Below are 23,229 nucleotides of genomic sequence, written 5' to 3'. Positions count from 1 at the left end.
ATAGGGGAGTCGGAATGAGACCAGCCCAGACCATCCTGATTGTGCTGCTGACAGCCGCTTGTTTCGCCCCTGCCTTCGCGGCGACTCCCGAACGGCCCGCCCTCGACCCTGCAATTCTCGAACGTGTCCGTCGGCCGATCGTGTATCGCGTGCCGCGTATGGAGGACGTCAAAGTCCTCGCGAATCTGCGCTACAGCAGCATCGATGAGCCTCGATTGCGCATGGACGTCTATCTGCCTCCAGAACCGGCTGGCGAGAAGCGACGTCCCGTCGTGCTGTTGCTGCACGGTGGCGCTCCCGCAGGAATTCCGGTCAAGGACGCCGGTGCCTTCAGGTCGTGGGGCCGCGTGATTGCAGCGCAGGGCATGGTGGCTGTCGTTGCGGGGCATCGACTCGAATGGCCCCTCGCGCGGCTCGAGGAAGCAGCGGCGGATGTCGTGACGGCGCTCGATTACGTTCGCACGAAGAGCGGTGAATGGCAGGCGGATGCAGATCGGATCTGTGTGGCTGCCTGGTCCGCGGGAGGTCCGCTGCTCTCGGTGGCTCTTCGCGAGCCGCGTCCGTATATCCGGTGCCAGTTGGGTATCTATCCGCTGATCGATATTCGCCCGCCCGAGCCGGCGTCTGCCAGCGCGTTGCAGCGGCAGTATTCTCTGTCGACGTATCTGAAGGAGCCCGCGTTCCCGCCGCTCTTCGTTGCCAGAGCCGGACGCGATGCGATCCCGGAACTCAATGAGCGCCTCGACCGGTTCGTCGCCGATGCAGTCGCCGCCAATGTCCCGCTGACGTTCGTGAACCATCCTCAGGGGCTGCACGGATTCGATGTGGACAACGACGACGAGCGGTCCCGGGAGATCATCCGAGCGGCACTGGAGTTCATGCACGTCCATCTTTTCGCAGCGGCCGCGGACTGAGAACGCGGCTCGCCTTCCTGCTGTGGGTCCGGCTTTAGCCGGACGTGATCGCCGACAGGCGATGCTTCGCATGACGTCCGGCTGAAGCCGGACCCGCAGCTGGAGTATCCTCAGTCCGTTCGGTTGAAAACGGCACGCTGATTCAAGCCTCCGGGCGGGCCGCCGGTCACAGTCGATGAGCCGGGCCAGTGTCGGCCTGCCATTGCGACCGAAGACAGGAGCACGCCGTGATCTATCTGCTGGCTTTGCTGATCGGGATCGTTGCCGGCCTGCGCGCCATGACCGCGCCAGCCGCATTTGCATGGGGCGCCCATCTGGGTGTGCTCAAAGTGCAGGGAAGCCTCGTTGCCTTCATGGGTTTTGCCTGGACTCCCTGGATTTTCACTGTCCTGGCGCTTGCTGAACTGGTCACGGACCAGCTTCCGACCACACCGAGTCGCACCGTGCCCGTTCAGTTCGGCACCCGCATCCTGAGTGGCGCGCTCTGTGGCGCTGCCATCGGCGTGACTGGCGGTTCTCTGTGGGCCGGCGCGATCGCCGGAATCATCGGTGCGGTGATCGGCACGCTGGGCGGACGAGCAGCGAGGGCACGGCTCGCAGCCGCGTTCGGCAAGGATCGACCGGCTGCGATCATCGAAGACATCGTCGCCATCGGCGGCGCCGCGTTGCTGCTTCTGGCCGTGCCCGGATGACGCGCTTCGACGCCATCGTCATCGGTGCGGGGCAGGCGGGGCCATCCCTCGCCAATCGCCTCAGCACCGCTGGCATGAAGGTGGCGATGGTCGAACGCCATTTGTTCGGGGGCACGTGTGTCAACACGGGCTGCATGCCGACGAAGACGATGGTTGCGAGTGCGTATGCAGCGCGTGTCGCGCAACGAGCCGCTGAATACGGTGTCGTTCTCGGTGGCGCGCCGCGAATCGACTTGGCACGCGTTCATGAACGCGCGGCAACCGTGTCGACGAATGCGCGCAACGGGGTCGAAGGCTGGGTGCGTTCGATGCCGGGTTGCACGGTGATCCAGGGTCATGCGCGATTCGAGTCGGCGACGAGCGTCCGAGTCGATAATGAACTGCTCGAAGCGCCGAAGATCTTCATCAATGTCGGCGGCCGCGCCTTCCGGCCTGATTTTCCCGGTATCGACGACGTTCCGTACCTGACCAATACGTCGATGCTGCAGCTCACGACGCTGCCCGAGCATCTCGTCGTGGTCGGCGGGAGTTACGTCGGCCTCGAGTTTGCGCAGATGTTCCGGCGATTCGGGGCGCAGGTCACCATCGTCGAGAAGGGCCCCCGTCTTGTCTCGCGGGAAGACGAGGACGTTTCGACTGCCATTGCAGACATCCTGCGTGCGGAAGGAATTGCTATGCGAACGGGCGCGGAATGCATCCGGCTCGCACGCCACGCGAAGGGAGTCGAGGTGCATGTCGACTGCAGGGAGGGCTCGCCGAGCGTGATCGGTACGCACGTGTTACTCGCCGTAGGCCGGCGTCCGAACACGGACGACCTAGGGCTCGATCAGGCGGGTGTCACTGTCGACAAGCGCGGCTACATCGTCGTCGATGACGAACTTCGCACCAGCGTGCCGGGCATCTGGGCGGTAGGCGATTGCAACGGTCGCGGCGCGTTCACGCACACCGCGTACAACGACTACGAAATCGTCGCCGCGAACATCTTCGACGGCGCCCATCGGCGTGTGAGCGATCGCGTGCCGGCGTATGCGTTGTACATCGATCCGCCGCTGGGCCGCTGCGGTGTCACCGAAACAGAAGCCCGACGAAGCGGCCGGAAGGTCCTGATCGGCAGCCGGCCGATGACGAAGGTCGGGCGCGCCATCGAGAAGGGCGAGACGCGGGGTTTCATGAAGGTCATCGTCGATGCGCAGACACAGAAGATACTCGGCGCTTCGATTCTCGGCACCGGCGGCGACGAGGCCATCCACGGCATCCTCGACGTCATGAATGCGGGCGTTGCGTACACGGCGCTCCGCGATGCGGTTCCGATTCATCCGACGGTGTCGGAGTTGATTCCGACGATGCTGGGGGAGCTTCGGGAAGTGTCGGGCTGAGTATGTCCGTCATTCCCGCGAACGCGGGAATCCATCTGGATCAAGGCATGGACTCCCGCCTGCGCGGGAGTGACGGAGAGGGATAACGAACCTGTACCGATTTTCGGTATTCTGCCCGCCCACTTCCCTGCGGACTCTTCGATGACGGATGCTCCCACCCGCGCGGGCCTCCTGGGCGAGCGTGATTTCATTCGGTATCTGACCGCGCGATGCCTCGGCACGCTCGCGGTTCAGATGCAGACGGTCGCTGTGGGCTGGCAGGTCTATCAGACGACGCGCGATCCGTTGCATCTCGGTTTCATCGGGCTGTCCCAGTTCCTGCCGTTCATCGTGCTGATTTTGCCGGCAGGGCACGTGGCCGACTCGTTCGATCGTCGCCGGATCGTGACCGGCTGCTACTTCCTCAACATGATCTGCGCCTTGAGCCTGCTCACGCTGTCGCTGCGCGGTGTGAATTCGGTGACGCCGATCTTCGCGCTCATGACGCTGCTCGGAATCACCCGTGCGTTCGCGATGCCGGCGGCGCAGGCTCTGATCCCGAACCTGGTTCCGCCGCAATCGTTCGCTCGGGCCGTCGCAGTCAATCAGTCCGTGTTCCAGGTGTCGACAATCGTCGGGCCGACGCTTGGCGGTGTCCTCTATCTTGCCGGTGCCAGCGTCGTCTACGGGATCGTCGCGACGCTGCTGTTCACGAGCACGCTCTTGATGCTGCGTATTCGGTCGGGTGGCCGTTCGGCCAGCGTTGCGCCGGCGGTCAGTGTGCAGTCACTGCTTTCCGGTCTGCGCTTCGTGAAGTCGAAACCGATCGTGCTGGGTGCGATTTCGCTCGATCTGTTCGCCGTGCTGTTCGGCGGTGCAACTGCGCTGTTGCCTGTCTACGCTCACGACATTCTGCACACGAGTTCAGCGGGGCTTGGGCTGCTGCGCACAGCGCCGGCGGTCGGCGCCATGATCTGTGCACTAGCGCTCGCTGCGAAGCCGCTCTCCCGGCATGTGGGCGCATGGATGTTCGGCGGCGTGACGGTCTTCGGGATCGCGACGATCGTGTTCGGCTTGTCCACGAACCTGGCGGTGTCGATGGTTGCACTCACGTTGCTCGGTGCGGGCGACATGGTCAGTGTGTATCTGCGCCATCTCCTTGTGCAGCTCGAGACACCCGACGCGATTCGAGGTCGCGTCAGTGCCGTCAACGCTGTGTTCGTCGGTGCGTCAAATGAACTCGGCGAGTTCGAGTCAGGCGTCACCGCAGCGTGGTTCGGAACTGTGCGCGCGGTTGTAGTCGGAGGCGCCGCGACACTCATCGTCGCGGCAGTTTGGTCGCGCCTCTTTCCCGAGCTTCGTTCCATGGATCGCTTGCCGACAGCGGCTCGCTGATCAGCCTGCAGCCTGCACCGCTGCCATTGCCGCGGCGATTCGCGGCGTTGCAGTCGGGCGGCGATAGAGCTTCTCCATATACGCCTTCAGTCGCGGGAATTTCGCGAGGAGTTCCTCCTCGTTCGCCCAGTCCAGCGTGTAGGCCAGCACGAAGTCGGCGACTGTTACGTGGTTGCCAACCACGAACTCACGATCCCTCATGTGCGCATCCATCACGGCAGCCATCGCTTCGAAATCGCGGCGGGCGACAGGAACGTCAGCGGCCACGCGATCGCTTTCTGCATAGACGAACGTATTGCGTGCGATTCGCCAAAGCGGCTGCTCGAGTTCCGTCACAGTGAACAGCAACCATCGCGTCATGTCGGCGCGTTCCCGCAGGTCCTTGGGCACGAGCCCCTTGTCCGCGTACTTCTCCGCGAGATACAGGACGATCGCAGCCGATTCATTGAGCACGAGATCGCCGTCGACGAGCACGGGCAGCTTGGCGGCGGGATTCAGCGAGAGGAAGTCCGGGAGCTGATGCTCATTGCGCGACATATCCACGATCACCGACTGGAATGGGACGCCGAGTTCCTGCAGCGTCCATCGCACCCGCAGCGAGCGGGTCGGTCCGAATTCATAGAGTCTCATGATGTCTGCCTCGTACGCCTGGGTGTGACCTCAAGGACGTGGCAGGGTCGGCGGGCCCGACATTCATTTGCTATTGGGCGACGGACGACAGGAACTGGTTGATCAACGGATAGTAGTCCGCGTTCGCATCGACATCGTTGTGGCCGACGCCCTGCAGGATCCGGATGTCCTTGGGACCAGCCCATTGCTCGGCCAGACGTTGAGCGTGCTTTGCCGGCACGATGAAGTCGTGACTGGCCGCGATGATCAGAGCGGGTCGCGAAATCTGCCGCGCCCATTCCCCGGACGGGAAGGGATGACGCAGCAGCAGTCGAACCGGAAAGATCGGGTAGTGCCCGGCCGCGACATCGGCGAGGCTGTCGAACGGCGTGATCAGAATCGCGCCTGCGACGGGACGATTGGCGGCGAGCATCGTTGCTACGCCCGAACCGAGACTGCGACCCATCACGACGATATGTTTCGGATCGGTTCCTTCGCGGATCATCCAGTCGTAAATCGCGAGCGCGTCGTCGTACAGTTCCTTCTGACCCGGCCGGCCCGAGCTGCCCCCGTAGCCGCGATAGTTCACGACGAGGAGCCGACGAGCCTCGAGAAAACGTGCCGTGCTTGCCGTGTAGAGCACGTCCTCCGCATTGCCGCCGAAATAGAGGATCACCGCAGGCGTTGCGGCACGCGGATTGTCGGTCCACCAGCCTTCGAGCGTCGCACCCGACACGGGGATTTCAATGCGATTCGCGGACCATTGATCCTTGAGCGCCCGATCGTTCGGGCCCGGGTAAAAAATCGATGCTTCCTGCCGCCAGTAGAGCAGGGCGCAGAAGAGGATGTACACGGTCGCGGCAATCGCCAGTGCGTTCAGCGAGAAAGTGAGGAAGGAGCGCATCAGACCAGATCCTGTTACGTAGCTAACGTCCTGTTACTTCCGGATTCTCGCGACGGGGGTAGATTCCGGCCCATCCACCGCCACCGCAGCAGAAGTTCATGAGCACCAAAGAACTCTCCGTCGTTCACGTAGTTGTGCAGGATGAGCAGGCCAGCGCGACGGTGGAGAAGGCGCTCGAAGGGTCGGATTGGGGGCGGCTGACCTACAGTAGCGTTGCCGAATATCTGCAAGGCTACACGGCGCTGAGGTCAGGTTGTGTGCTCGTTGAGGTATCGACGGCCGGCGCAGCCGACCTACCTTCCCTTTGGGGAAGCAGGCATGCGCTGCCCGTTGTCGTCATCTCCGCCAACGCGGATATCGAGACCGCGGTAGAAATGATGAAGGGCGGCGCCTTCGATTGTCTCGAGTTGCCGCTGAACCCCCACGACCTGCGGCGCTGCATCGCGGGTGCGGTCCGGTTCTCGGAAGACAGCCTGATGGATCAGAAGTACAACGAGGTTCTGCGGCAGCGCGTCGCCTCGTTGAGCGCCAGGGAACGCGAGGTCATGCGGATGCTCGCGATCGGTTCGATCAACAAAGTCATTGCTTCCCGGCTCGGCCTGAGCCGGCGGACGGTAGAGACGCATCGACGCAGCGTGATGAGGAAGATGGAGGCCGCGTCCGTTGCGGAACTGATCGGCATGTCACTGACGTTGGAGAAGGCTGCACGACCCGAGGGTCGGCGACCTGCGATCGACAGATCGGCGGCCGTTGCCGAGGAACTGTCGCACTGACGGATCCGCGCTTGCGCAGGCCATGGCCATGAGCACCAACGCATTCAGCGCGCAGAATTTCTCCCTCGTTCTGGGCGGTCCGTTGTTCCAGTTGTTTCGACGGGCGCATCTCTCGGGTGATGCGCTGGAACTGCTGAATCGTCGGATCATCATCATTGCGGGCATTGCGTGGATTCCGCTGCTCCTGCTGACGATACTCGCAGGAACCGCGTTCGGTGGCGCGGTCGAAATTCCTTTCATCGAGGATGTCGAATCGCACGTTCGATTTCTGGTGGCGCTGCCGATTCTCATCGGCGCGGAACTGATCGTTCATCGCCGCCTGCGGCCGGCGGTGAGCCAGTTCATCGAGCGGCGGATCGTGACGCCCGAGGACACGCCGAAGTTCGAGCGCGCGATCGAATCGACGCTGCGGCTGCGAAACTCGCCGATGACGGAGATCCTGCTCATCCTCATCGTGTACTCGATCGGCATCTGGGTCTGGATCAAGCAGTTTTCGCTGGGCGCGGCGAGCTGGTACGCCATTCCGGACGGCACGCGGATGAGGCTGACGCCCGCCGGCTACTGGTTCGTGTTCGTGAGCGTGCCGATCTTCCAGTTCATCCTGTTGCGCTGGTACTTCCGGTTCTTCCTTTGGTTCTACTTCCTGTTTCGCGTGTCGCGACTCAACCTGAAGCTCATTCCGATCCATGTCGACAGGACGGGTGGATTGGGTTTTCTCGGGACGAGCACGCATGCCTTCGCGCCAATCCTGGTTGCTCAGGGCGCCATCCTGGCCGGATTGATTGCCGGTCAGATTCTCCACGCTGGCGCAGTGCTGACCGATTTCCGGGTGCAGGTCGTCGCGTTCCTCGCATTCTTCATCGTGGCGACGCTCTTGCCGCTCACTGTGTTCGCGCCCCGTCTTGCGGAAGCGAAGCGCGCGGGGCTGGGCGCATTTGGGCGGCTGGCGAGTCGTTACGGCTCAAGATTCGAAGGCAAGTGGCTCCATGATTCTTCCACCGACGACGAACTGCTTGGCAGCGGCGACATCCAGTCGCTGGCGGATCTCGGGAACAGCTTCGGCGTAGTGCAGGAAATGCGCCTGTTCCCCTTCGGCTGGCGCGATGTGACGAGGCTTGCATCGATGACGGCGATCCCTTTCCTGCCTCTGTTGCTGACGATCTTCTCGCTGGAGGAATTTGCCTCCTATGTGCTCAAGGCGATCTTCTGAAGCGAGTCGCCGCTCCGAACTCTCCGCTACTGCAGAGGTGCCCTCATGCGTGCCTTCCGCCGATTCACGACAGCTACGATCTTTGCCCTGAGCGCAACCTCCGTGCTGGCGCAGGCACCGATCATCTATCCCGCCAAGGGCCAGAGTGCCGAACAGCAACAGAAGGATTCAGGCGAGTGCGCTGTGTGGGCGAAGCAAACCACAGGCATCGATCCTGCAGCCGTCGCCGCTACGCCCGCGACTGTTGCAGCTCCTGCACCGGCAGAGAAGGAGTCGAGCGGCCCGAAGGGCGAGCGCCTCAGGGGTGCAGCGCGTGGTGCTGCCGCCGGTGCGATCACCGGAGAGATCGTGAACGATGATGCGAGCGAGGGTGCCAAGGCGGGAGCGGCCGTGGGTGTGCTCGCGGGAGGCAGCCGTTCGCGACAGAACCGCAAGGCTGAAGAGAAACAGGCGGCGCAGGAACAGGAGCAGGCGCAGAAGACAGCACAGGATCAGGCAGAGGCGCAGAAGCAGCAGCAGATCGATACTTACAATCGCGCGAATGCGGCGTGCATGGAGGGCAGGGGGTATACGTTGAAGTGACCGGGGGTGTCGTCATCACTCGCGTTGCTTCGTCCGCTCCAGATCGAAGCAACGCGACGACGATTTGCACCACCTCACGCTAGAGCCGGGTGATTTTAGGGAGCAGGTCGAACGTGCGACGACACCGAGTCATTGCACACAGGTCCGCCCCAATGAAAGGCACACGCTGGTTCCTTCGCCTGCCCTCTGTCCTTGCTCTCGCAGCCGGACCTCTAATAGCTGGCCCCGCGTCGGCTGCCCCGAAGGATCCGAGTCAGTACGCACGCCTCCTCGACTTCCCCATCACCCTCACCACCGCATCCTCCCGCAACTCCGACGCCTTCGCCTGGACCATCCGCCAGGGCGATCGAACGAAAGTAATGTTCGCCCGAGGTCCGGCCTTCCAGCCGCTGACAATCCACGAGCGCACTGATCACGACGGGCAGCCGGTAACCGCTGTCGCGCTCTCCGCAGACGGCGCTTTCGTGGCCTTCCTCACGGGTGTCGGCTACATCGAAGGCCAGGCACACAATCCCGCCGGCTTGATCGACCCGCCGGCGACGACCGTCTGGATCGCAGCAACTCAATCCAACGCGCCGCCGCGGAAGATCGGCAAGGGCACCGGCCCCGAGTTCCTTCGGACTCGTCTCATATATAGGCAAGGTCGCGACCTGCGTTCCGTGGAACTGTCCGCCGACGCCGCCAACGATCAGCTCTTGCTCGCAGGAGGCGCCGCTTTCGGGGACGTCCAGTTGTCACCTGACAGCACGGCAATCGCCTTCACCCACGATCGTGGAGGCTACGCCTTCGTCGGCGTCTACCGCTTCGGCGCGGATCGCATCAATTGGGTAGTGAGCGGACCAGACCGTGCTGCATCGCCGGTGTGGTCACCGGACGGCACTCAGCTTGCGTACGTGACGCGACCTGGTCGCGAACACGACAAGGTCTACGACCGCACCGAGAGTGAACCGCTGTCGGTTCATGTCGTAGATGTTCGCACCGCCGAGACCCGCACGCTGTGGCAATCGCAGGGCGTCGCTGCAATGGAGCTCATGGAAGATCCGGACAGCGCGCTGCGCTGGATGGGCAACGATCGTCTCGTCTTTCTCTCAGAGCACGACGGTTGGGCACGGCTGTACACCATCGCAGCGGCGGGCGGTTCGCCAACCGCAATCACGCCGCCGAACTGCGAGGTGGCGGAGAGCGAACAGATCGACGCGTTCGAGCTGTTCGTCATTCACAACTGCACCGACCGCCATCTCAGGCAGGCGTCGATCATCGATTTGCGCAATGGGAAGACTGCCGCCGTTGCGACAGCGGACAAGGTGCTTGCGAACGCTGTTGCCGGAGCGAATGGCTTTGTTGCGTTCAGCGGCGGTGACGCGAATGCAGCGCCATTGATGCGCGTGCTGCAAACATCGAACCGGCGGGTGGCTCTTGCAGAGAAGCCGGCCGATCACGGATACGCCGGCACTACCGATCGTGCTCCTCCAGCCATCGTCTTGCTGCGCGCAGAGGATGGTGTCGAAGTTGCAGCTCAGCTCTTCATGCCCACTGGCAAAGGCCCGCATCCCGCCGTGATCTATGTGCATGGTGGCCCGCAGCGCCAGATGTTCCCGGCCTATCACTTCAGCGAGTACTACGCGCGCAACTATGCTTTCAATCGCGAACTCGCGCGGCTCGGCTACGTCGTACTCAGCGTCAACTTCCGGTCGGGCGTAGGCTACGGCCGGGCGTTCCGGGAAGCAGCCGATCGCGGATGGCGAGGCGCATCGGAGTATCGCGATGTTCTGGCTGCCGCCCGCTGGTTGGCAGAGCGCGATGACGTCGATCGCGCAAAGATCGGTATCTGGGGCGGTTCATACGGCGGCTTGCTCACAGCGCAGGCGCTCGCGCGAAACTCCGATCTCTTCGCGGCCGGCGTTTCAGTGCACGGTGTGTACGACTGGGGCTGGCCTTCTGCGAAGCAGGGGCACCTGAATCCGAGTCGCTTCTTCGGTGTGTCGGATGACGATCGGAAGCGCGCGTTCGAAGCTTCGCCGCTTTCGCGTGTAGACCAATGGAAGTCGCCGGTGCTGCTCTTCAGCGGCGATGCCGATATGAATGTCGATGTTCTGGAGACGGTCGATCTGGCGCAGAAGCTCAGAGCCAACGGGGTGGCTGTCGAGACGACACTCGTGCCGGGTGAGCCTCATGGGTTCATCCGGAACGAGGCATGGTTTCGGCTGTGGAAGGAGATGAGCGCATTCTTCGGGGAACGACTGAAGCCCTAGAAGCGACAGGGCATGGACTCCCGCATGCGCGGGAGTGACAGAGTGGTTGTCATTCCCGCATGCGCGGGAGTGACGGGGTAGTTGTCATTCCCGCGTACGCGGGAATCCATCCGGCGGCGTCACGTCGAACTACTTCATCGACGTCACGTGCGCCACCAGCTGATCGACGGCGATCCCGGTCCCTTCCTGCCAGCCTGACGTTCTGTTCGTCTCGAGGTCCGCTTCGCTCCGATGCAGTGCCGTGAAGACGTAGCGCGTTCCCTTGCCCTCGTTCTTCATCGTGACGATGGCCGTGATCGGAATGTCGTCGAACACAGCCGGGCGATAGCCGGGAAACAACATGGAGGTCCAGACGAGTCGCTCTCCTGGAACCACGTCCAGGAAGCAGCCAAGGTTCGGAAACTCCTGGCCCTCGGCATTTGCGATGTCGATGCTGAAGATGCCGCCCGGTTTCACGTCCATCTCCGCTCGTGCCACGCGACCCCAGGCTTTGGGCATGTACCATTCCTTGAGATGTTCGGGCTTCGTCAGTGCTTCCCAGACGAGTCGCACGGGAGCGTCGATGAATCGTTCGATGGTGAAATCCAGTTTCGGATCGACCGCGAATTGCTTTCTCATGATGCTGATTCCTTGTCCTTGAGTTGCTTGACGTACTGGTCGAACTGATCCAACCGGGATTCCCACAGTTGCCGCCGTGTGGTCAGCCAGTCTTCAGCGACCTTGAATCGTTCGGGGGCGAGCTCATACGTGCGCACACGCCCCAGCTTCTTCGATCTCACGAGCCGGCTGCGCTCCAGCACCGACAGGTGCTGCACGAACGAGGGGAGCTTCATGTCGAACGGCGCCGCGAGCTCGGTGACGGTCGCTGGTCTTCGCGACAGGTGCTCCAGAACCTTCCGCCGCGTCGCATTGGACAAGGCGTAGAAAACATCGTCAGCAACTGCGGCTTGAGCCATTTCGACACCCGTGCATTGGTTGGGTTGCCCGATCTGCGATGGAAAGATCTTGGCATCGGATAAAACTAAGGTCAATACCTAACTATTGGTTCGCATCGTTTACAGATGTGATTGCGCACGATCGGCTGAACTGAGCGTTGCGCGATCTACCAGGATCGTTCGGTGAGGAACTCGAAGCGCAGGCCCAGCACAAGCGCATGCTTCAGGGTCCGGTCGGCGCTGGGATTGAGGATGTATTGAATGTCGGGCTGAACGAGGAGCCAGTCGGTGATGCGGCGTCGATAAGTCAGCTCGATCGCCGTTTCGCGCTCACTGAGCTGCACACCGGTTTCCTCCTGACTGTGCCGATAGGAGCGGCCGACCCGTGCAGTGCTGATCGCCACGCCGAACGTCTCTTCTTCGGCGTTGCTGAAGGGTTGATGGAAGATGATGCCGGCCTGTGTGCTTCGGTCGTATTCGTTGACTGCGTCTGATGCGATGCCCACTCGGAAAAATGCCGCAATCTCCCGCGCGTCACTGCGTGGGTCAGTCCACAGTTCGAACTCGGTCAGCGCATATGCTCCGTAGCTGAAGGCGGTTCCTGCGGACTCCGTCTCGTCGATGCGCTCGAACGGTTCGCTGTACCGCCAGGCCCCAGCCGCAAGCTTTCTGAGTTTCGTTCCACTCCAGGCGACTTCAGCAATTCCCAGAACGCCCTCGTCGGCATCCAGGTGAATGCCTGTCCTGGTTGGCTCGTTGCGATCACCGGGCACGCCGTCGAGGACTGCGGCAAGCACGGTCCACTGTGGCGTCGGCTGGATCGCGAGACGCAGGGCGAGCGAAGTGATCGGAAAGATCGACGGGCCATTGAGCCCCGTCTGCGCCAGTTCGTGGCCAACGCCAAAGCTGGAGTTGATGAATACTCCGCGCGCTGCACTGACGTCGAACTCGGAGTTCAGATCATAGAGGCCGAAGCGAAGGGAGGAATCATGAGGTCCAAATCCCCATTGCGCCCAGGCCTCGTACAAGCGCAGCGCCTCGGGTGCATCGATGTTGGAAGCTGTCATCACGTCCCCGGGGTAGACCTCGGAGAATCGGGCATCATTTGTGTAGAGGCCGTACGCAAACAAGGTAAGGCCCGGTAAGCCGAACGCACGCTCCCCATCGATCGAGAGTGTCATGTCGAGGTTGTCGAGATACGCGTTGCCCGTTTTCAACCCACCACTCGTGTTGCGAAGCAGGTCCGCTGTGTAGACAGCAGACAGCGCAACTGCGGGCTCCGCGACTTCATCGGCGCAGATACCCGATGCGACTCCGATCATCGCAAGCGCTGGGCCGGCGCGGCGCACAGGGGGCCGCATCTCAATCGATCTCGCGTTTGCGACCATGCAGCATCGACGCGATGAGGTTCTCGCGATGACGGTAAGTCGAATAGAGAACCCCGCAGAGGTGCAGGCCGACGAGAATCATGAGCAGATCCGTCAGCATCGAGTGTGTCGTCTCGACCCACTCGACTCCCCAGAAACGATCGGTGGTGTAGAGCCATCCCGTAACGCACACTGCGGTGATCGTCAGGAGCAGTGCGACGATCATCCAGCCCCCAAGCGGGTTGTGCCCCACGTGACGAGGCTCGCTTCGAGCGATGAGCTGGCGTGCGTAATTGAACGTGCCGGAAGGAGAGGAGACGAACGACGCGAATCGCGCATAGGTGGAGCCAGTCCAGCCCCACACTATGCGCAGCGCCACGATCCCGAGTACGAGATAGCCGAGGCGTTCGTGCCAACTGCTCGTGGAGTGCCGAGTGACCCACGCAGCGACAACCCCAGCCACGAGCAGCCAGTGGCCGATGCGAACCAGCGGGTCCCAGACTCGCACCCAGCGCGTCACGAAGCTGCTTCTCAGGATTTCTTGGTTGGCACCGGGGCGAGCGTCTTCGGATGGAAGTACGCCTCTACCTTCTGGCCTTTCTCATCGATTGCGTAGACCTCATAGCAGCCGCCATCGATCTTGATTCTCCGGACTTGCCAGCCCTTGTCCGTCAGTTGCTTCTCCAGAGTAGCCTGCGGTTGCCAGGTTTCCTGAGGGCCTGAATCGCAGGTCGCAAGGCCTGTGGCCAATGCCGTCGTTGCCGACAGGAGCGAGCCCAGCGCGGTGAGTACAAGCAATCTCTTCATGGTCGGTTCCTCTGTGAGTAAGGTGACCACGCGCGTGCAGCGACTTGGTCGGACCGACTGTAGCGGGCGCCGTCGCGTCCTTGGGTGCAAACGAAGGCCAGTTCGGTGAGCCCACATCACCAGCGAACGCAGCGAAATCACGTACAGATGAGAACGCTTCGCGCTTTCATCTTGCTGCGCGCTGGCCAGGCGCGCTTCGAGTTCAATCCGCAGCGAAGCAGTAGAAGAAGCCGTTGCCGCCGCTGGCCGTCAGCGCCTGCTGGCTGCAGCCCGGCTGGGATGCGCAGAGTTCCACGACGTAGTAAGGGCGCCTACCCGGTCGTGATGGCCGACTTGCTTCACCGGTTCGCCTTTCTCGGTCAAAGCGCAACGGGAAACACGAACGCGGACACGATCAGTGTGCGCACGGCATGGCGCATGGCGGCTCCTTGGTTGCGATCCTCGAGAGGTACAACGGGGCGCCGCCTGCCACCGCGACAAACAATCAGAATCTGAACGTATAGCCGACCTTTCCGACAACATCCGACTGGACGGAGCGGAACCGGTCGTCGCGGTCGAAGTCCTGCAGTCCCTGGTTGAAGACGAGATACATCTCGCGACCGGCTTCGGGAACCCAGTGCAGGCGACTGTTGATGCCGATGAGCTCCGACACGTTGTCGTACTGGACGAAGCTGGTCCACGCAAGCGTCGAGGAAAACACGATGTCGAAGCGCACTCGGCTGAGTCGCGCGATGAATGCGCCGGAAGGCAAGTCGATATCGTTGATCTCGTGCGCGACGATGGCCGCGAAGTGCGGCGTTGGCCGCCAGGTGATCTCTGCCTCGGCGCGTTGCTGCTCGCCGTCGTAGAAGTCGCCGGTCGCTGCGGTGAGCGCGAGAGCCAGCGCGCGATGCGCGCCGGTTTCAAGGTACATCTCGTACTCGTCGAAATCGTAGCGGCCGGGCGCTATCGAAACGCCCGGCGCAATCTCGAAGGGTTCCGCGAGCACTTCGGTATTCATGTACGTGCGCAGGCCGAGGATGTCGGCATTGCGGGTCTCGATCTCGAGGGGCCGCAGCACCACGAGCCTGCTTTCCATGTCGCCGCTCAGGCGATCGACTTGCTGCGCATCCACGCCGGCGTAGATCGACTGCAGGAATTTGCCGGAGGTCCGGTACTCGTAGCCGGCTTCGGCGACCTGGTCGCGGATGCCGCGGCGGTTGACGAAACCAAGTGCGGGATAGAAGTTCTCTCCGATCTCCTTGACACTGAGGCCGGCCCGCCAGCCTACAGTGTTGGGCAACCGCAGGCGAACACCGAACGCTTCGTCTTCCGTCGCGCGGGTCCCCGTGCTCATCTGGTACCAGGCTTCCGCTTCGAAGACGTTGTTGCCCGGCAGGTGTGAGTTGCGATACCGGAAGTCGACGCCGGCAACCGAGTTGTCTTCGTTCGAACGAGGATCGCCATTCGTTGCGATCATGCCGAGACTGGATTCTTCGAGGATGTTTGCAGAAACGCGCGCGACAGCGAGGTTCCGTGAGTCGACTTCAGCGAACGCTTCCTGTTGAACGTCGAGCACGCCGATGTTCCAGCGTCCGGCGCGACCTGTCAGCTTGGCTCCCGCCAGGATGTCGACCGGTGTGCCGTCGGCGGCGAGCCCGATCTGTCGCGAGAAGTACGGGCGGCCGTTCTGGCGCGAAGAGGAGGGGATCGCGGAGTCTTCTTCATTGGTCGCATCGAGCCGTCCGAACTCGAAGAAGTCGGCACCCTCGAGGAAGAAGCTGCGGCGCTCCGGAAAGAAGAGGCTGAAGCGCGTGAGATTGACTTCGCGATCGTCGACGTCGGTCGCGGAGAAATCGGTGTTGAATGTGAGCGCTGCCGTGAGCGTCGGGGTCGGCCTGTAAAACACATCCAGCGAGGGCTCGAGGCGCCACTCGTCGTTGTCCTCGTCGCTGCGCTGAGTTCGCCTTGCGCTCAGAGAGGGTACGACATCGAGCCCCAGGCCCTGACTCAATCCCTGGAGGCCGCGCACGTTGCCGGCCGTTCCTGGGTTGACCTGCGCGTTGTGCGACGACCAGCCATAACTTTCATTGCGCCCCGGCACTTCGCGCTCGAAGTTGATTCCCCACTCGTCGGTGGTGGGATCGAAGGCGAGCGTCTTGAACGGAATGCGCATCTCCGTGACCCAGCCGTCTTCAGTCCTGCTCGAGCGTGTCTGCCAGATTCCCTTCCAGTCGAAGTTCAGGTTGGTGGTGTTCTGGAACAGACCCTGGCGACGCACGCCATTGGCGTTCACCATGAAAAGATAGCCGTTGCGCCGGTCATGGAACGTGTCGATGACCACCGAGAAGCGGTCGTCGGCGAGCAGCGCATCGCCTTGCTTCATCACCCGGGCGCTGATCTGGCGAGGATCGCGGTTGTAGAGGAATGCGCCGACGTAAAGCGCATCCGAGTCGTACATGACCTTGACGACTGTCCGCTCGGCCGGAACTGCAAACTCGACGGGCAACAGCGTATGGAAGCCGTCGACAGTGGCCGCGTCCTTCCACTCGATCTCGTCGATACGGCCGTCAATGGTGGGTGCCTGGGACGTCCTGCCCGCGGTGAAGGATTTCTCCAGGGGCGCAGTCTGTGCGTTCGCCTCGGCGCACAAGGCGAGGAACACGAGCAACGCTGCGGCAAGAATGAACAACTCGGGTCTCCATGGCGACGATGAAGTTTGCGCTGCAACGCACGCCATCCCGCGGGCCGTCGCCAGGCACAGGTGCGGTCGGCTGACCGGCTGTCTCTGGTTGATGGAACGAACTGCAGCGCCGAATGCGACAAATCGGCGTGGCCCTGGAGCGCGGGCGGCTGGATCTCGCGCTAGCCGCCACCTTCGACTGCTCCAGTACTGAGCAGTCGCACAGGTCCAAGCAGGCCGGAGGGACGCAGTGGAGCACCCGGCAGGTAGGTGGGACCGGTCGTGAAAGTCCGCGGACTCGCGCCGGGCTGCGCATCGCCGATCAGGCGATTGACCCAGAGGTTGACGACTTCGACCGTCATTTCGTTCTTGCCGGCAATGAGCGCATCGGTGATGTCGACGCGGAACGGAGGCCGCCACAAGGTCTGAAGCGTCTGGCCGTTGACAGTCACGACGGCGAGTTCGCGGACATCGCCCAGGTCGAGGATCACGCGTTCGCCGCCAGCTTGCGAACGAGCGGCGAGGTTGAATGTCTTTCGGTAGAAGGCACTTCCAGAGTAGTAGCGCACCTTCGGATCGTCATTCACAGCCCAGTTCGCGAGAGAGGGCAAAGTCAGTCGGGTGTGGGCGGCGGGAAACTCGACGTTCCACTCGCCGTCGAGCGGCTGGAGCGTCGCGTCTTTCATCGAAGGAGCAGTCCACGAGCGGGCCTTCGCCGGCGTGCGAAACACGACGAAGGCAGAACGGTGCGCTTGCAGTTCGAGGGGAACTATCGTGCGGCCATTCTCCAGCCGATAGGAGAGCGGCGAAATCTTTCCCGATTCCGCGTCCCACAGTTCGGGAAGCCTGTTGTCGACCCGGAAGACGGCATCGCCCGACAGAATCCGATCGGTTCGATTGCTGAGGAAATACGCGTGTCCGTCGGCAAGCCGCCGGTGCAGGAACATGACATCGCCGGTGGCTGCCTTGCCGCGAAGCTCGAAGTCCTTCGACACTCCGAGCTGTTCCAATGCAAGCGCCGGTGTTGCTGCGCGCATGATTCGTCCCTTGCCGAGGACGCGAACTGTTCCTGCGCCGACATCATCTCCCCAAAGGATTGCTACGGCGGAAGCGAATTGCGATGGATCATCAGCGAGGCTCGGCGATTCACGGGGCGGCGTGCCGACGACAGTAGCGCCCGCTCGCACGAGTTGTTCGAGCCTTCGCACGACAGCCAATGTCATCCGCTCGCTGGTGCCTCCAAGATAGAGGATGCGATATCGCATTCCGCCCGGCGTCGTGAGATCACCGCGATCGACCGAGAACTGGTTCAGCACTACATCGTCGTTGACGAAGTCGAACGCATAGCCTGTGGGTTGATCAGCGGGTTGCGGTTCCGAGGCGGGAAGGCCATAGAGTCCGGTGATCGGCGCTTCTTGCCCATAGAAGTACGCAACATCGGCTGCGTACGTTCCCTGCTGCAGCAGGAACGAACTGCGTGCGAGGTAGTCAATCCACGGCTGCGCGTGCTTCGCCCACGTCTCCGTGCGTCCGAAATACTGTCCCAGCAGCGGACGCAGGGACATGCCGGGACGCTTGTCGGAGAGCGGTTGATGCACGGATGTATGAACGACGATCCGATTGATGCCCAGCGCGAACTGCAGATCAGCGACGGGCTGCAGATCGCGCGGCGCGAACGCCCATGGATATCCGAAGGACGTCAGCGATTCGGCGGCAGCGACGTTCTGGCCGTAGACGTGGGCCACCGAAGCGGCGCCGCGATGGTCGGCAACGTAAGTCGGATTCGGTCCGGGCCTTCCCGGGTACATCCACATTGCGGCCATGGGAATGTCGGCGTGACGCCGCATCGCCATGTCGTCTCCGAGAGCCGGCCGTTGATCCTCGAGTGCTTCGCCATACAGCAGCAGGCCGCGCTCGCGAGCGACTGATGCGATCTCGCCGTAGTGAGCGTCCGCGAGCAGATCAGTGATCGTGCGTCGATAGTCCCAGAGAAATCGATCGCTCGCGACGGAGCTGTCGATGACCCACCCGGCAAGCGATGGCAGCCAGCGACGGGCATCGTAGCCACGCCGTCGCTCGAACTCTTCGGGCATGTGCTCGGTCCAGTTCTGCGCGCCCGCTTCATAGCTGTCGCTCAGCAACGCTCGAAGGCCCTGCGTGCCGACCAGATCGATACCGACGGCCTTCGTGTACATGTCCAGGTAGCGATCGATGTAACCGCGGACGTGCTGCCGATTCAGCTTGTCGACTTCCAGGCCCGTCGCCTCCTCGGTGGCGGGTCCGTTCATGTGTCCAGTGAGGCCATAGCCGAAGCGCAGCACGATCCATCGACCTCGCGGCGGGGTCCAGTCGAGAACGCCGTCGCGACCGAGCTTGCGCGTGAGATCGATGATGTCCTTGCTCTTTACGATGGATCCCGACGGAGCCTGAGGTGTTGCGATCGCGTAGTAGTCGTTCGCAGCAGCGAAGCCCGCCTTCTCGACGAATTGGTTGACTCGCATGCGCTGGTGCAGAGCGAGCTCGGCGATGTCGATCGAGGCGGGCACCGGCGGAAACTGCATGGGCACGACGCCATCGCCGATCGGTCTTGAGAAAGGGTCGCCCGCTCTGAACGAAACGCGGAACGATCGTGCGGTGACCGCAGGGAAAGCGATCGTGCGTTGATCCGCGCGTGAGGGTGGGACGTCGGCGACGCGGCGATAGGTCGTTCCGTCATCGCTCGCCTCCAACGTGGCGGAGAACTGAGGCGGCGCTCCAAATCCATGTCGAACAGGCACGGCAACGGTGATCGCGGCGATTCGCGTCGGCTGCGGATAGTCGAAGGTGATGCCACTTGTCGCATCGGCGACTGACACAGTCACCGTGTTCGCGAGACTGCCGTCAGCGAGGAGGCTCCGATCCAGCACTCCCGAGCGAGTGTGGACACGTGGAGTCAATGCATTCTCGCTGCCGTCATCGGGAGGCGCGGGAAAGGCGATGACGTGAGTGTCGACGTAGAAGGGCGGCGCAGGTGCGGAGGTGCGCGATGGGTACGGTATATCCTGGTAAGGACCGGCGACGTTCGGCGGTAGAGGCAGAGGGGATTGTCGACGCTGACCTCCTTCGAGAATCGCGGTGCTCCAGACAACCTTCTTCATCGCCTGCTCAGGCGCAACCCAGGGGCCGCCCGTCTGACTCCAGCCTGCGGAGGTCGCGATTGCGAGCTCGAGATCGAGCTCCCGTGACAGCGAAGCGGCGTGCCGGAATGCGTCCTGCCATTCCGGCGTCATGAAGGCCAGCCGCTTCTCGACGACTTGCGGTGTTCCCAGCGACGCATCGAAATTCTGCAGGCCGCCGATCCCGACGCTTTTCATCCAGCGCAGATCTTCGGTGATACCTTCCTTGGTGACATTCCCGTTCATCCAGTGCCACCAGACGCGTGGTCGCGCGGCTGCGGGAGGATTGCGAAAGCCGGACTCGAGCTCGCCAGCCGCTGACGTCGATGCGGCGGGAGTCGGTGTCCGAGGAGTCTCTGCCGCGAACGCAGGAGGAAGCAGCGCGGCGAAGAACAGAATGCGCGAAGCGAAGCTCATGTCGTCCTCGTGTCGAACTAGCGTGTCTGTTCGAGGAAGGCGCCTACTGATTCCACGAACGCCCCGGGCTGCTCGATGTTGGAAAGATGGGCGGCATCCTCGATCACTGTTAGCCTCGAGTCGGGCAGCTTGCCCGCGATCGTTTCTGCGATCTGTGGTGTTGCCGCGGGGTCAAGGCGTCCCGTGATGACCAGGGCAGGCATCGACAGCTCCGGAAGTCGATCCAGCAGGTCGAGTCGTTGAATCGCCTCGATCGCCGCCACGTAGCCTTCCAGAGATGTGCTGCGAATCATCCTGGCGATGCGCGCGACATGCAGTGGAGCACGTTCGGTGAATCGCGGCGTAAACCAGCGCTCGATCGTTGGCGCAACCTGGTGCTCCATCCCGTGCTGAACGGCCTGCTGCATGCGCTTCGACCAGATGTCCTGCATCGCCGGCGGAGTGCGCGCGGAAGTGTTGCTCAATACCAGCGAACGAACGCGCTCCGGGAACGACAGGGCGAATGCCTGAGCGATCATGCCTCCCAGCGACAGGCCCACGATTGAGGCGGTCTGAATCGATTCGCGCAGCAGCAGTTGCGCAAGCGCATCGGCGTAGGCCTCGACGGAGTTGATATGCGGCCGGGGTTTACTCGCCCCGTGACCAGGCAGATCGACCGCGAGCAGACGGAATCGCTGCGACCACACGGGAATTTGCGACGCCCACAGGTCGCTGTCCGTCGCAATGGCGTGCAGGAGTACGACGACGGGCGCGGAGCGTGGACCGATGTCGTGCCACGACGTGATCGGGTCACTCACGATGCGTCGCCCGTGTGCCAGCGCGCCATCCCAATGCCCGTGTACCACTTGTGCAGCGGCCGATAGAACTGCAGTTCGAAGCGGTGCCCGGCGGCAGCACCGTGTGCCATCAGCCAGTTCCGGATCTCCTCGGCACCGTTGCCGGCCTCGTTGACGTGGTCGGTAGCGAACCTGAGGAGTTGCTCACTGTCGTCGAGCTCGAGCAGGCGCAGGAATTCGCGATCGAACGCTTCGTTGATCATTCCCATGCGCGGCGTCGCGACGTCGTGACTGATACCGCCGGTTGCGAGAATCGCTACACGCTCGCAGCCGCGATAGCTGCGGATCGCGGTAGAGAGGAATCGTCCCCATTGCAGGCAGCGCGCCATGGTCGGCAGCGGCGGCTGCACGCAATTGACCAGGATGGGAACGATCGCGACCTGTCGCGAAAGGCCTGCGAGCACGAGCGGCGTGAGCACTCCGTGATCGAGAGTGAGCTGCATGGAGAACGCTGGATCGAAACCTGCTTCAAGCGCTTCGCCGAGCACGTGTGCGGAGAGGGCGCTGTCACCGCGCAAGGCGTGGCGATCGACAGCGAGCCAATGCTCGGCCGGCGATGCATAGCTGTCCGCGGCACCGATACAGAACGCTGGAAGGTTGTCGAGAAAGAAGTTATGCAGGTGATCGTCGGAGATCACGATCACGGTTTGTGGCTTGGTGGCCGCCAGCGCCGCCCCGAGCTTGCGGAACTCGTCGTAGACGGCGCTGCGGTCAGCTTCCTCGACCGCGTCCGGGAAGTTGAGCATGACCGGCGTATGGCTGGCTGCGAAGACACCGACGAGATCAGCCACGGCGTGCTTCTCCGGCGACGGCGCGCAACGAGGCAACGAACTCGGCGTCGGGCATGTGCAGTCCCAGGCAATGCGCACGCAGCAGGTAGGGGTTGGCACCGGCGAGATACAGCGCGCCCACCGCGTTGTCGCGAATGAGTGCCTTGATCTCCGCGCTCAACGGGATCGCGGACAGATACGCATCGGGGCTGGCGTTGTAGCGCTGGAGGTGGCCTTCCTTGTGGTGAACGTCGAACAGGACACGATCGATCCAGTACGCCTGAATCGTCGGGATGTCTTGCTGCCAGTTGCGCATGGTTTGCTTCAGCTCTGGTTGTGCGCGCGGGCGACGAGCCAGTCCACGATCGTCGGCAGCGTTTGCGGCGTCAGGCCCATGTGGCCGCCCGGGAACAGCCGGACTGATTTCGGGCTGCCGCGCTCCATGAGCAGATGCATGTCCGCGATCGGGCACTGCCGGTCATCCTTGCCATTGACCAGCAACAGAGGCGCGCAGGGACGATCGAGCAATCCCTGGTCCAGCAGGGAGAGGCGCTCGAAGAACGCGATGTATTCCTCGTCGGTCGAGGCGCCCAGCATCCGCGAGCGCGTTTCGACGAGGTCCATGAGATAGCTGTCGGGATACCTCGAGGCCTCGATCCACTCGCGCTGAAACATGAAGTGGGCACCGCCGCCCCAGTTGACGGCACCGGCGATGCGGTCGGGGTGCAGATGGGCGAGTCGGGTTGCCCAGTAGCCGCCGAACGATCTGCCCAGGCACGCCACGCGATCCGCGTCGAGATCGCGTTGTGCCGCGGCCCAATCGAACATGGCTACGAAGCTTCGGTCGGCATCGACGACGCCCTTTACGGGTGATTCGCCGGTGCCGGCGTTGTCCATTGCGATGGTCGCGAGTCCCCGTGCGAGGAAGGCATCGCTGATAGCCGTCATCTGCTCCTTCCATGCGTCGACGCCGCCCCACATCACCACGACTCGCGGCTTCGGAACGTCGTGGGGACGGCGCAGATAGCCGGTGACCCGGTTCCCTTCACCCTTGCGACCTGCAAAGGGAACGATGACGGGCTCGACCGGATGAGGCCAATGGCGCGACGCTGCGATGTACGCTTCGCGTTCCGCCACGGCGCATCGCTCCTTGGCGGGATGATTGGGGCAGGGGAATCGCCCCATGAAATACAGTCCGCTTGCGCGTTGATATAGAGCGCTCACGGCAGCGGCGTCGCCATTGCGCTCGGCCTGCCGCGCTTCATTCATCACTCCATCGGCGGCAGTTCCCCACACGGCAGCCCAGGATTCGCCATCGAGGCCCTTGAGCTGATCGATCAGTCGATTGCCTTCGACAGGTTCGATGTTGTTCATCGGGTGCGTGCGTGCGGCAAGCCGCGACTTCATCCACGCCTTGGCTTCGTCCAGCGTTTTCGGCCGTCCTTGGACGGAGGGATCGATCGTTGCGTCGGGCACGCGGCCACCTGGTCGCTCTGGGCAGGAGAGGACATGCTAGCCACACCGCGCAGGCCGATTGGATTGCTCCTGCACCCACTCTTGACTGAACCTGCGTAACTGAATGTGTCGCGTTGAC

The 23,229-nt window shown here is 62.7% G+C and carries 21 protein-coding genes; 8 read left to right on the top strand and 13 right to left on the bottom strand.

Annotated features, from left to right (window positions below; translation table 11 throughout):
- Window positions 1-14 precede the first annotated feature (14 nt).
- The 4 genes from HNQ60_RS26925 to HNQ60_RS26910 all read left to right on the top strand — a co-directional run bounded on the left by HNQ60_RS26925 (window position 15) and on the right by HNQ60_RS26910 (window position 4,356).
- On the top strand, window positions 15-914 hold the full coding sequence (locus tag HNQ60_RS26925) for an alpha/beta hydrolase (RefSeq protein ID WP_184335916.1): 900 nt from the start codon (window positions 15-17) through the stop codon (window positions 912-914).
- A 227-nt stretch (window positions 915-1,141) separates the two neighbouring features.
- On the top strand, window positions 1,142-1,606 hold the full coding sequence (locus HNQ60_RS26920) for a DUF4126 domain-containing protein (RefSeq protein ID WP_184335915.1): 465 nt from the start codon (window positions 1,142-1,144) through the stop codon (window positions 1,604-1,606).
- A complete protein-coding gene (locus tag HNQ60_RS26915) occupies window positions 1,603-2,982 on the top strand; it encodes an FAD-containing oxidoreductase (RefSeq protein ID WP_184335914.1) in 1,380 nt (459 codons plus the stop codon). The genes HNQ60_RS26920 and HNQ60_RS26915 overlap by 4 nt, the downstream gene beginning before the upstream one ends.
- A gap of 141 nt (window positions 2,983-3,123) precedes the next feature.
- Complete coding sequence (locus HNQ60_RS26910; RefSeq protein WP_184335913.1) at window positions 3,124-4,356, top strand: MFS transporter; 1,233 nt, start codon at window positions 3,124-3,126, stop codon at window positions 4,354-4,356.
- Here the strand turns inward: HNQ60_RS26910 and HNQ60_RS26905 are convergent, their stop codons facing one another.
- On the bottom strand, window positions 4,357-4,989 hold the full coding sequence (locus HNQ60_RS26905) for a glutathione S-transferase family protein (RefSeq protein WP_407676472.1): 633 nt from the start codon (window positions 4,987-4,989) through the stop codon (window positions 4,357-4,359).
- A gap of 67 nt (window positions 4,990-5,056) precedes the next feature.
- Complete coding sequence (locus HNQ60_RS26900) at window positions 5,057-5,869, bottom strand: alpha/beta hydrolase (RefSeq protein ID WP_184335911.1); 813 nt, start codon at window positions 5,867-5,869, stop codon at window positions 5,057-5,059.
- Between the two features lie 98 nt (window positions 5,870-5,967).
- Between HNQ60_RS26900 and HNQ60_RS26895 the strand changes: the two genes are divergently transcribed.
- The 4 genes from HNQ60_RS26895 to HNQ60_RS26880 all read left to right on the top strand — a co-directional run bounded on the left by HNQ60_RS26895 (window position 5,968) and on the right by HNQ60_RS26880 (window position 10,686).
- A complete protein-coding gene (locus HNQ60_RS26895; RefSeq protein WP_184335910.1) occupies window positions 5,968-6,642 on the top strand; it encodes a response regulator transcription factor in 675 nt (224 codons plus the stop codon).
- Window positions 6,643-6,670: 28 nt separating this feature from the next.
- The gene (locus HNQ60_RS26890; RefSeq protein ID WP_221304481.1) at window positions 6,671-7,852 is read left to right on the top strand and encodes a hypothetical protein; all 1,182 of its coding nucleotides are present in this window, start codon (window positions 6,671-6,673) and stop codon (window positions 7,850-7,852) included.
- Between the two features lie 45 nt (window positions 7,853-7,897).
- Complete coding sequence (locus HNQ60_RS26885; protein ID WP_184335908.1) at window positions 7,898-8,434, top strand: glycine zipper family protein; 537 nt, start codon at window positions 7,898-7,900, stop codon at window positions 8,432-8,434.
- A 152-nt stretch (window positions 8,435-8,586) separates the two neighbouring features.
- Window positions 8,587-10,686 (top strand): S9 family peptidase, encoded by a 2,100-nt coding sequence (locus tag HNQ60_RS26880; RefSeq protein ID WP_184335907.1) that lies wholly within the window; start codon window positions 8,587-8,589, stop codon window positions 10,684-10,686.
- 129 nt (window positions 10,687-10,815) lie between these two features.
- On the opposite strand, the gene HNQ60_RS26875 is transcribed toward HNQ60_RS26880, so the two are convergent.
- From HNQ60_RS26875 to HNQ60_RS26825, 11 genes are all read right to left on the bottom strand, one after another.
- Window positions 10,816-11,304 (bottom strand): SRPBCC family protein, encoded by a 489-nt coding sequence (locus HNQ60_RS26875; protein WP_184335906.1) that lies wholly within the window; start codon window positions 11,302-11,304, stop codon window positions 10,816-10,818.
- A complete protein-coding gene (locus HNQ60_RS26870; RefSeq protein WP_184335905.1) occupies window positions 11,301-11,642 on the bottom strand; it encodes an ArsR/SmtB family transcription factor in 342 nt (113 codons plus the stop codon). The genes HNQ60_RS26875 and HNQ60_RS26870 overlap by 4 nt, the downstream gene beginning before the upstream one ends.
- 146 nt (window positions 11,643-11,788) lie before the next feature.
- Window positions 11,789-12,982, bottom strand: a complete 1,194-nt coding sequence (locus HNQ60_RS26865; RefSeq protein WP_184335904.1) for a carbohydrate porin — start codon at window positions 12,980-12,982, stop codon at window positions 11,789-11,791.
- Window position 12,983: 1 nt separating this feature from the next.
- Window positions 12,984-13,508: a cytochrome b/b6 domain-containing protein gene (locus HNQ60_RS26860; RefSeq protein ID WP_221304480.1), complete on the bottom strand. Its 525-nt coding sequence runs from the start codon at window positions 13,506-13,508 to the stop codon at window positions 12,984-12,986.
- Between the two features lie 11 nt (window positions 13,509-13,519).
- On the bottom strand, window positions 13,520-13,795 hold the full coding sequence (locus HNQ60_RS26855; protein ID WP_184335903.1) for a PepSY domain-containing protein: 276 nt from the start codon (window positions 13,793-13,795) through the stop codon (window positions 13,520-13,522).
- 484 nt (window positions 13,796-14,279) lie between these two features.
- Window positions 14,280-16,466 (bottom strand): DUF5916 domain-containing protein, encoded by a 2,187-nt coding sequence (locus HNQ60_RS26850; protein ID WP_184335902.1) that lies wholly within the window; start codon window positions 16,464-16,466, stop codon window positions 14,280-14,282.
- A gap of 173 nt (window positions 16,467-16,639) precedes the next feature.
- Window positions 16,640-20,029, bottom strand: coding sequence for a glycosyl hydrolase (locus HNQ60_RS26845; protein ID WP_184335901.1), 3,390 nt, complete (start codon window positions 20,027-20,029; stop codon window positions 16,640-16,642).
- 17 nt (window positions 20,030-20,046) lie between these two features.
- Complete coding sequence (locus tag HNQ60_RS26840) at window positions 20,047-20,826, bottom strand: alpha/beta fold hydrolase (protein ID WP_184335900.1); 780 nt, start codon at window positions 20,824-20,826, stop codon at window positions 20,047-20,049.
- The gene (locus tag HNQ60_RS26835; protein WP_184335899.1) at window positions 20,823-21,656 is read right to left on the bottom strand and encodes a DODA-type extradiol aromatic ring-opening family dioxygenase; all 834 of its coding nucleotides are present in this window, start codon (window positions 21,654-21,656) and stop codon (window positions 20,823-20,825) included. Before HNQ60_RS26835 ends, HNQ60_RS26840 begins: the two co-directional genes overlap by 4 nt.
- Window positions 21,649-21,951 carry a subunit of meta cleavage enzyme gene (locus HNQ60_RS26830; RefSeq protein ID WP_184335898.1) on the bottom strand — a complete coding sequence of 101 codons (303 nt, stop codon included), beginning with the start codon at window positions 21,949-21,951 and terminating at the stop codon, window positions 21,649-21,651. Before HNQ60_RS26830 ends, HNQ60_RS26835 begins: the two co-directional genes overlap by 8 nt.
- Before the next feature lie 8 nt (window positions 21,952-21,959).
- Window positions 21,960-23,111, bottom strand: a complete 1,152-nt coding sequence (locus tag HNQ60_RS26825; RefSeq protein WP_221304479.1) for an alpha/beta hydrolase family protein — start codon at window positions 23,109-23,111, stop codon at window positions 21,960-21,962.
- Between the last annotated feature and the right edge of the window lie 118 nt (window positions 23,112-23,229).

The sequence above is a fragment of the Povalibacter uvarum genome (genome assembly GCF_014202975.1).
GTDB lineage: Bacteria > Pseudomonadota > Gammaproteobacteria > Steroidobacterales > Steroidobacteraceae > Steroidobacter > Steroidobacter uvarum.
Note: the sequence above shows the minus strand (reverse complement) of the source record. Positions and strands in the feature narration are given on the sequence as shown.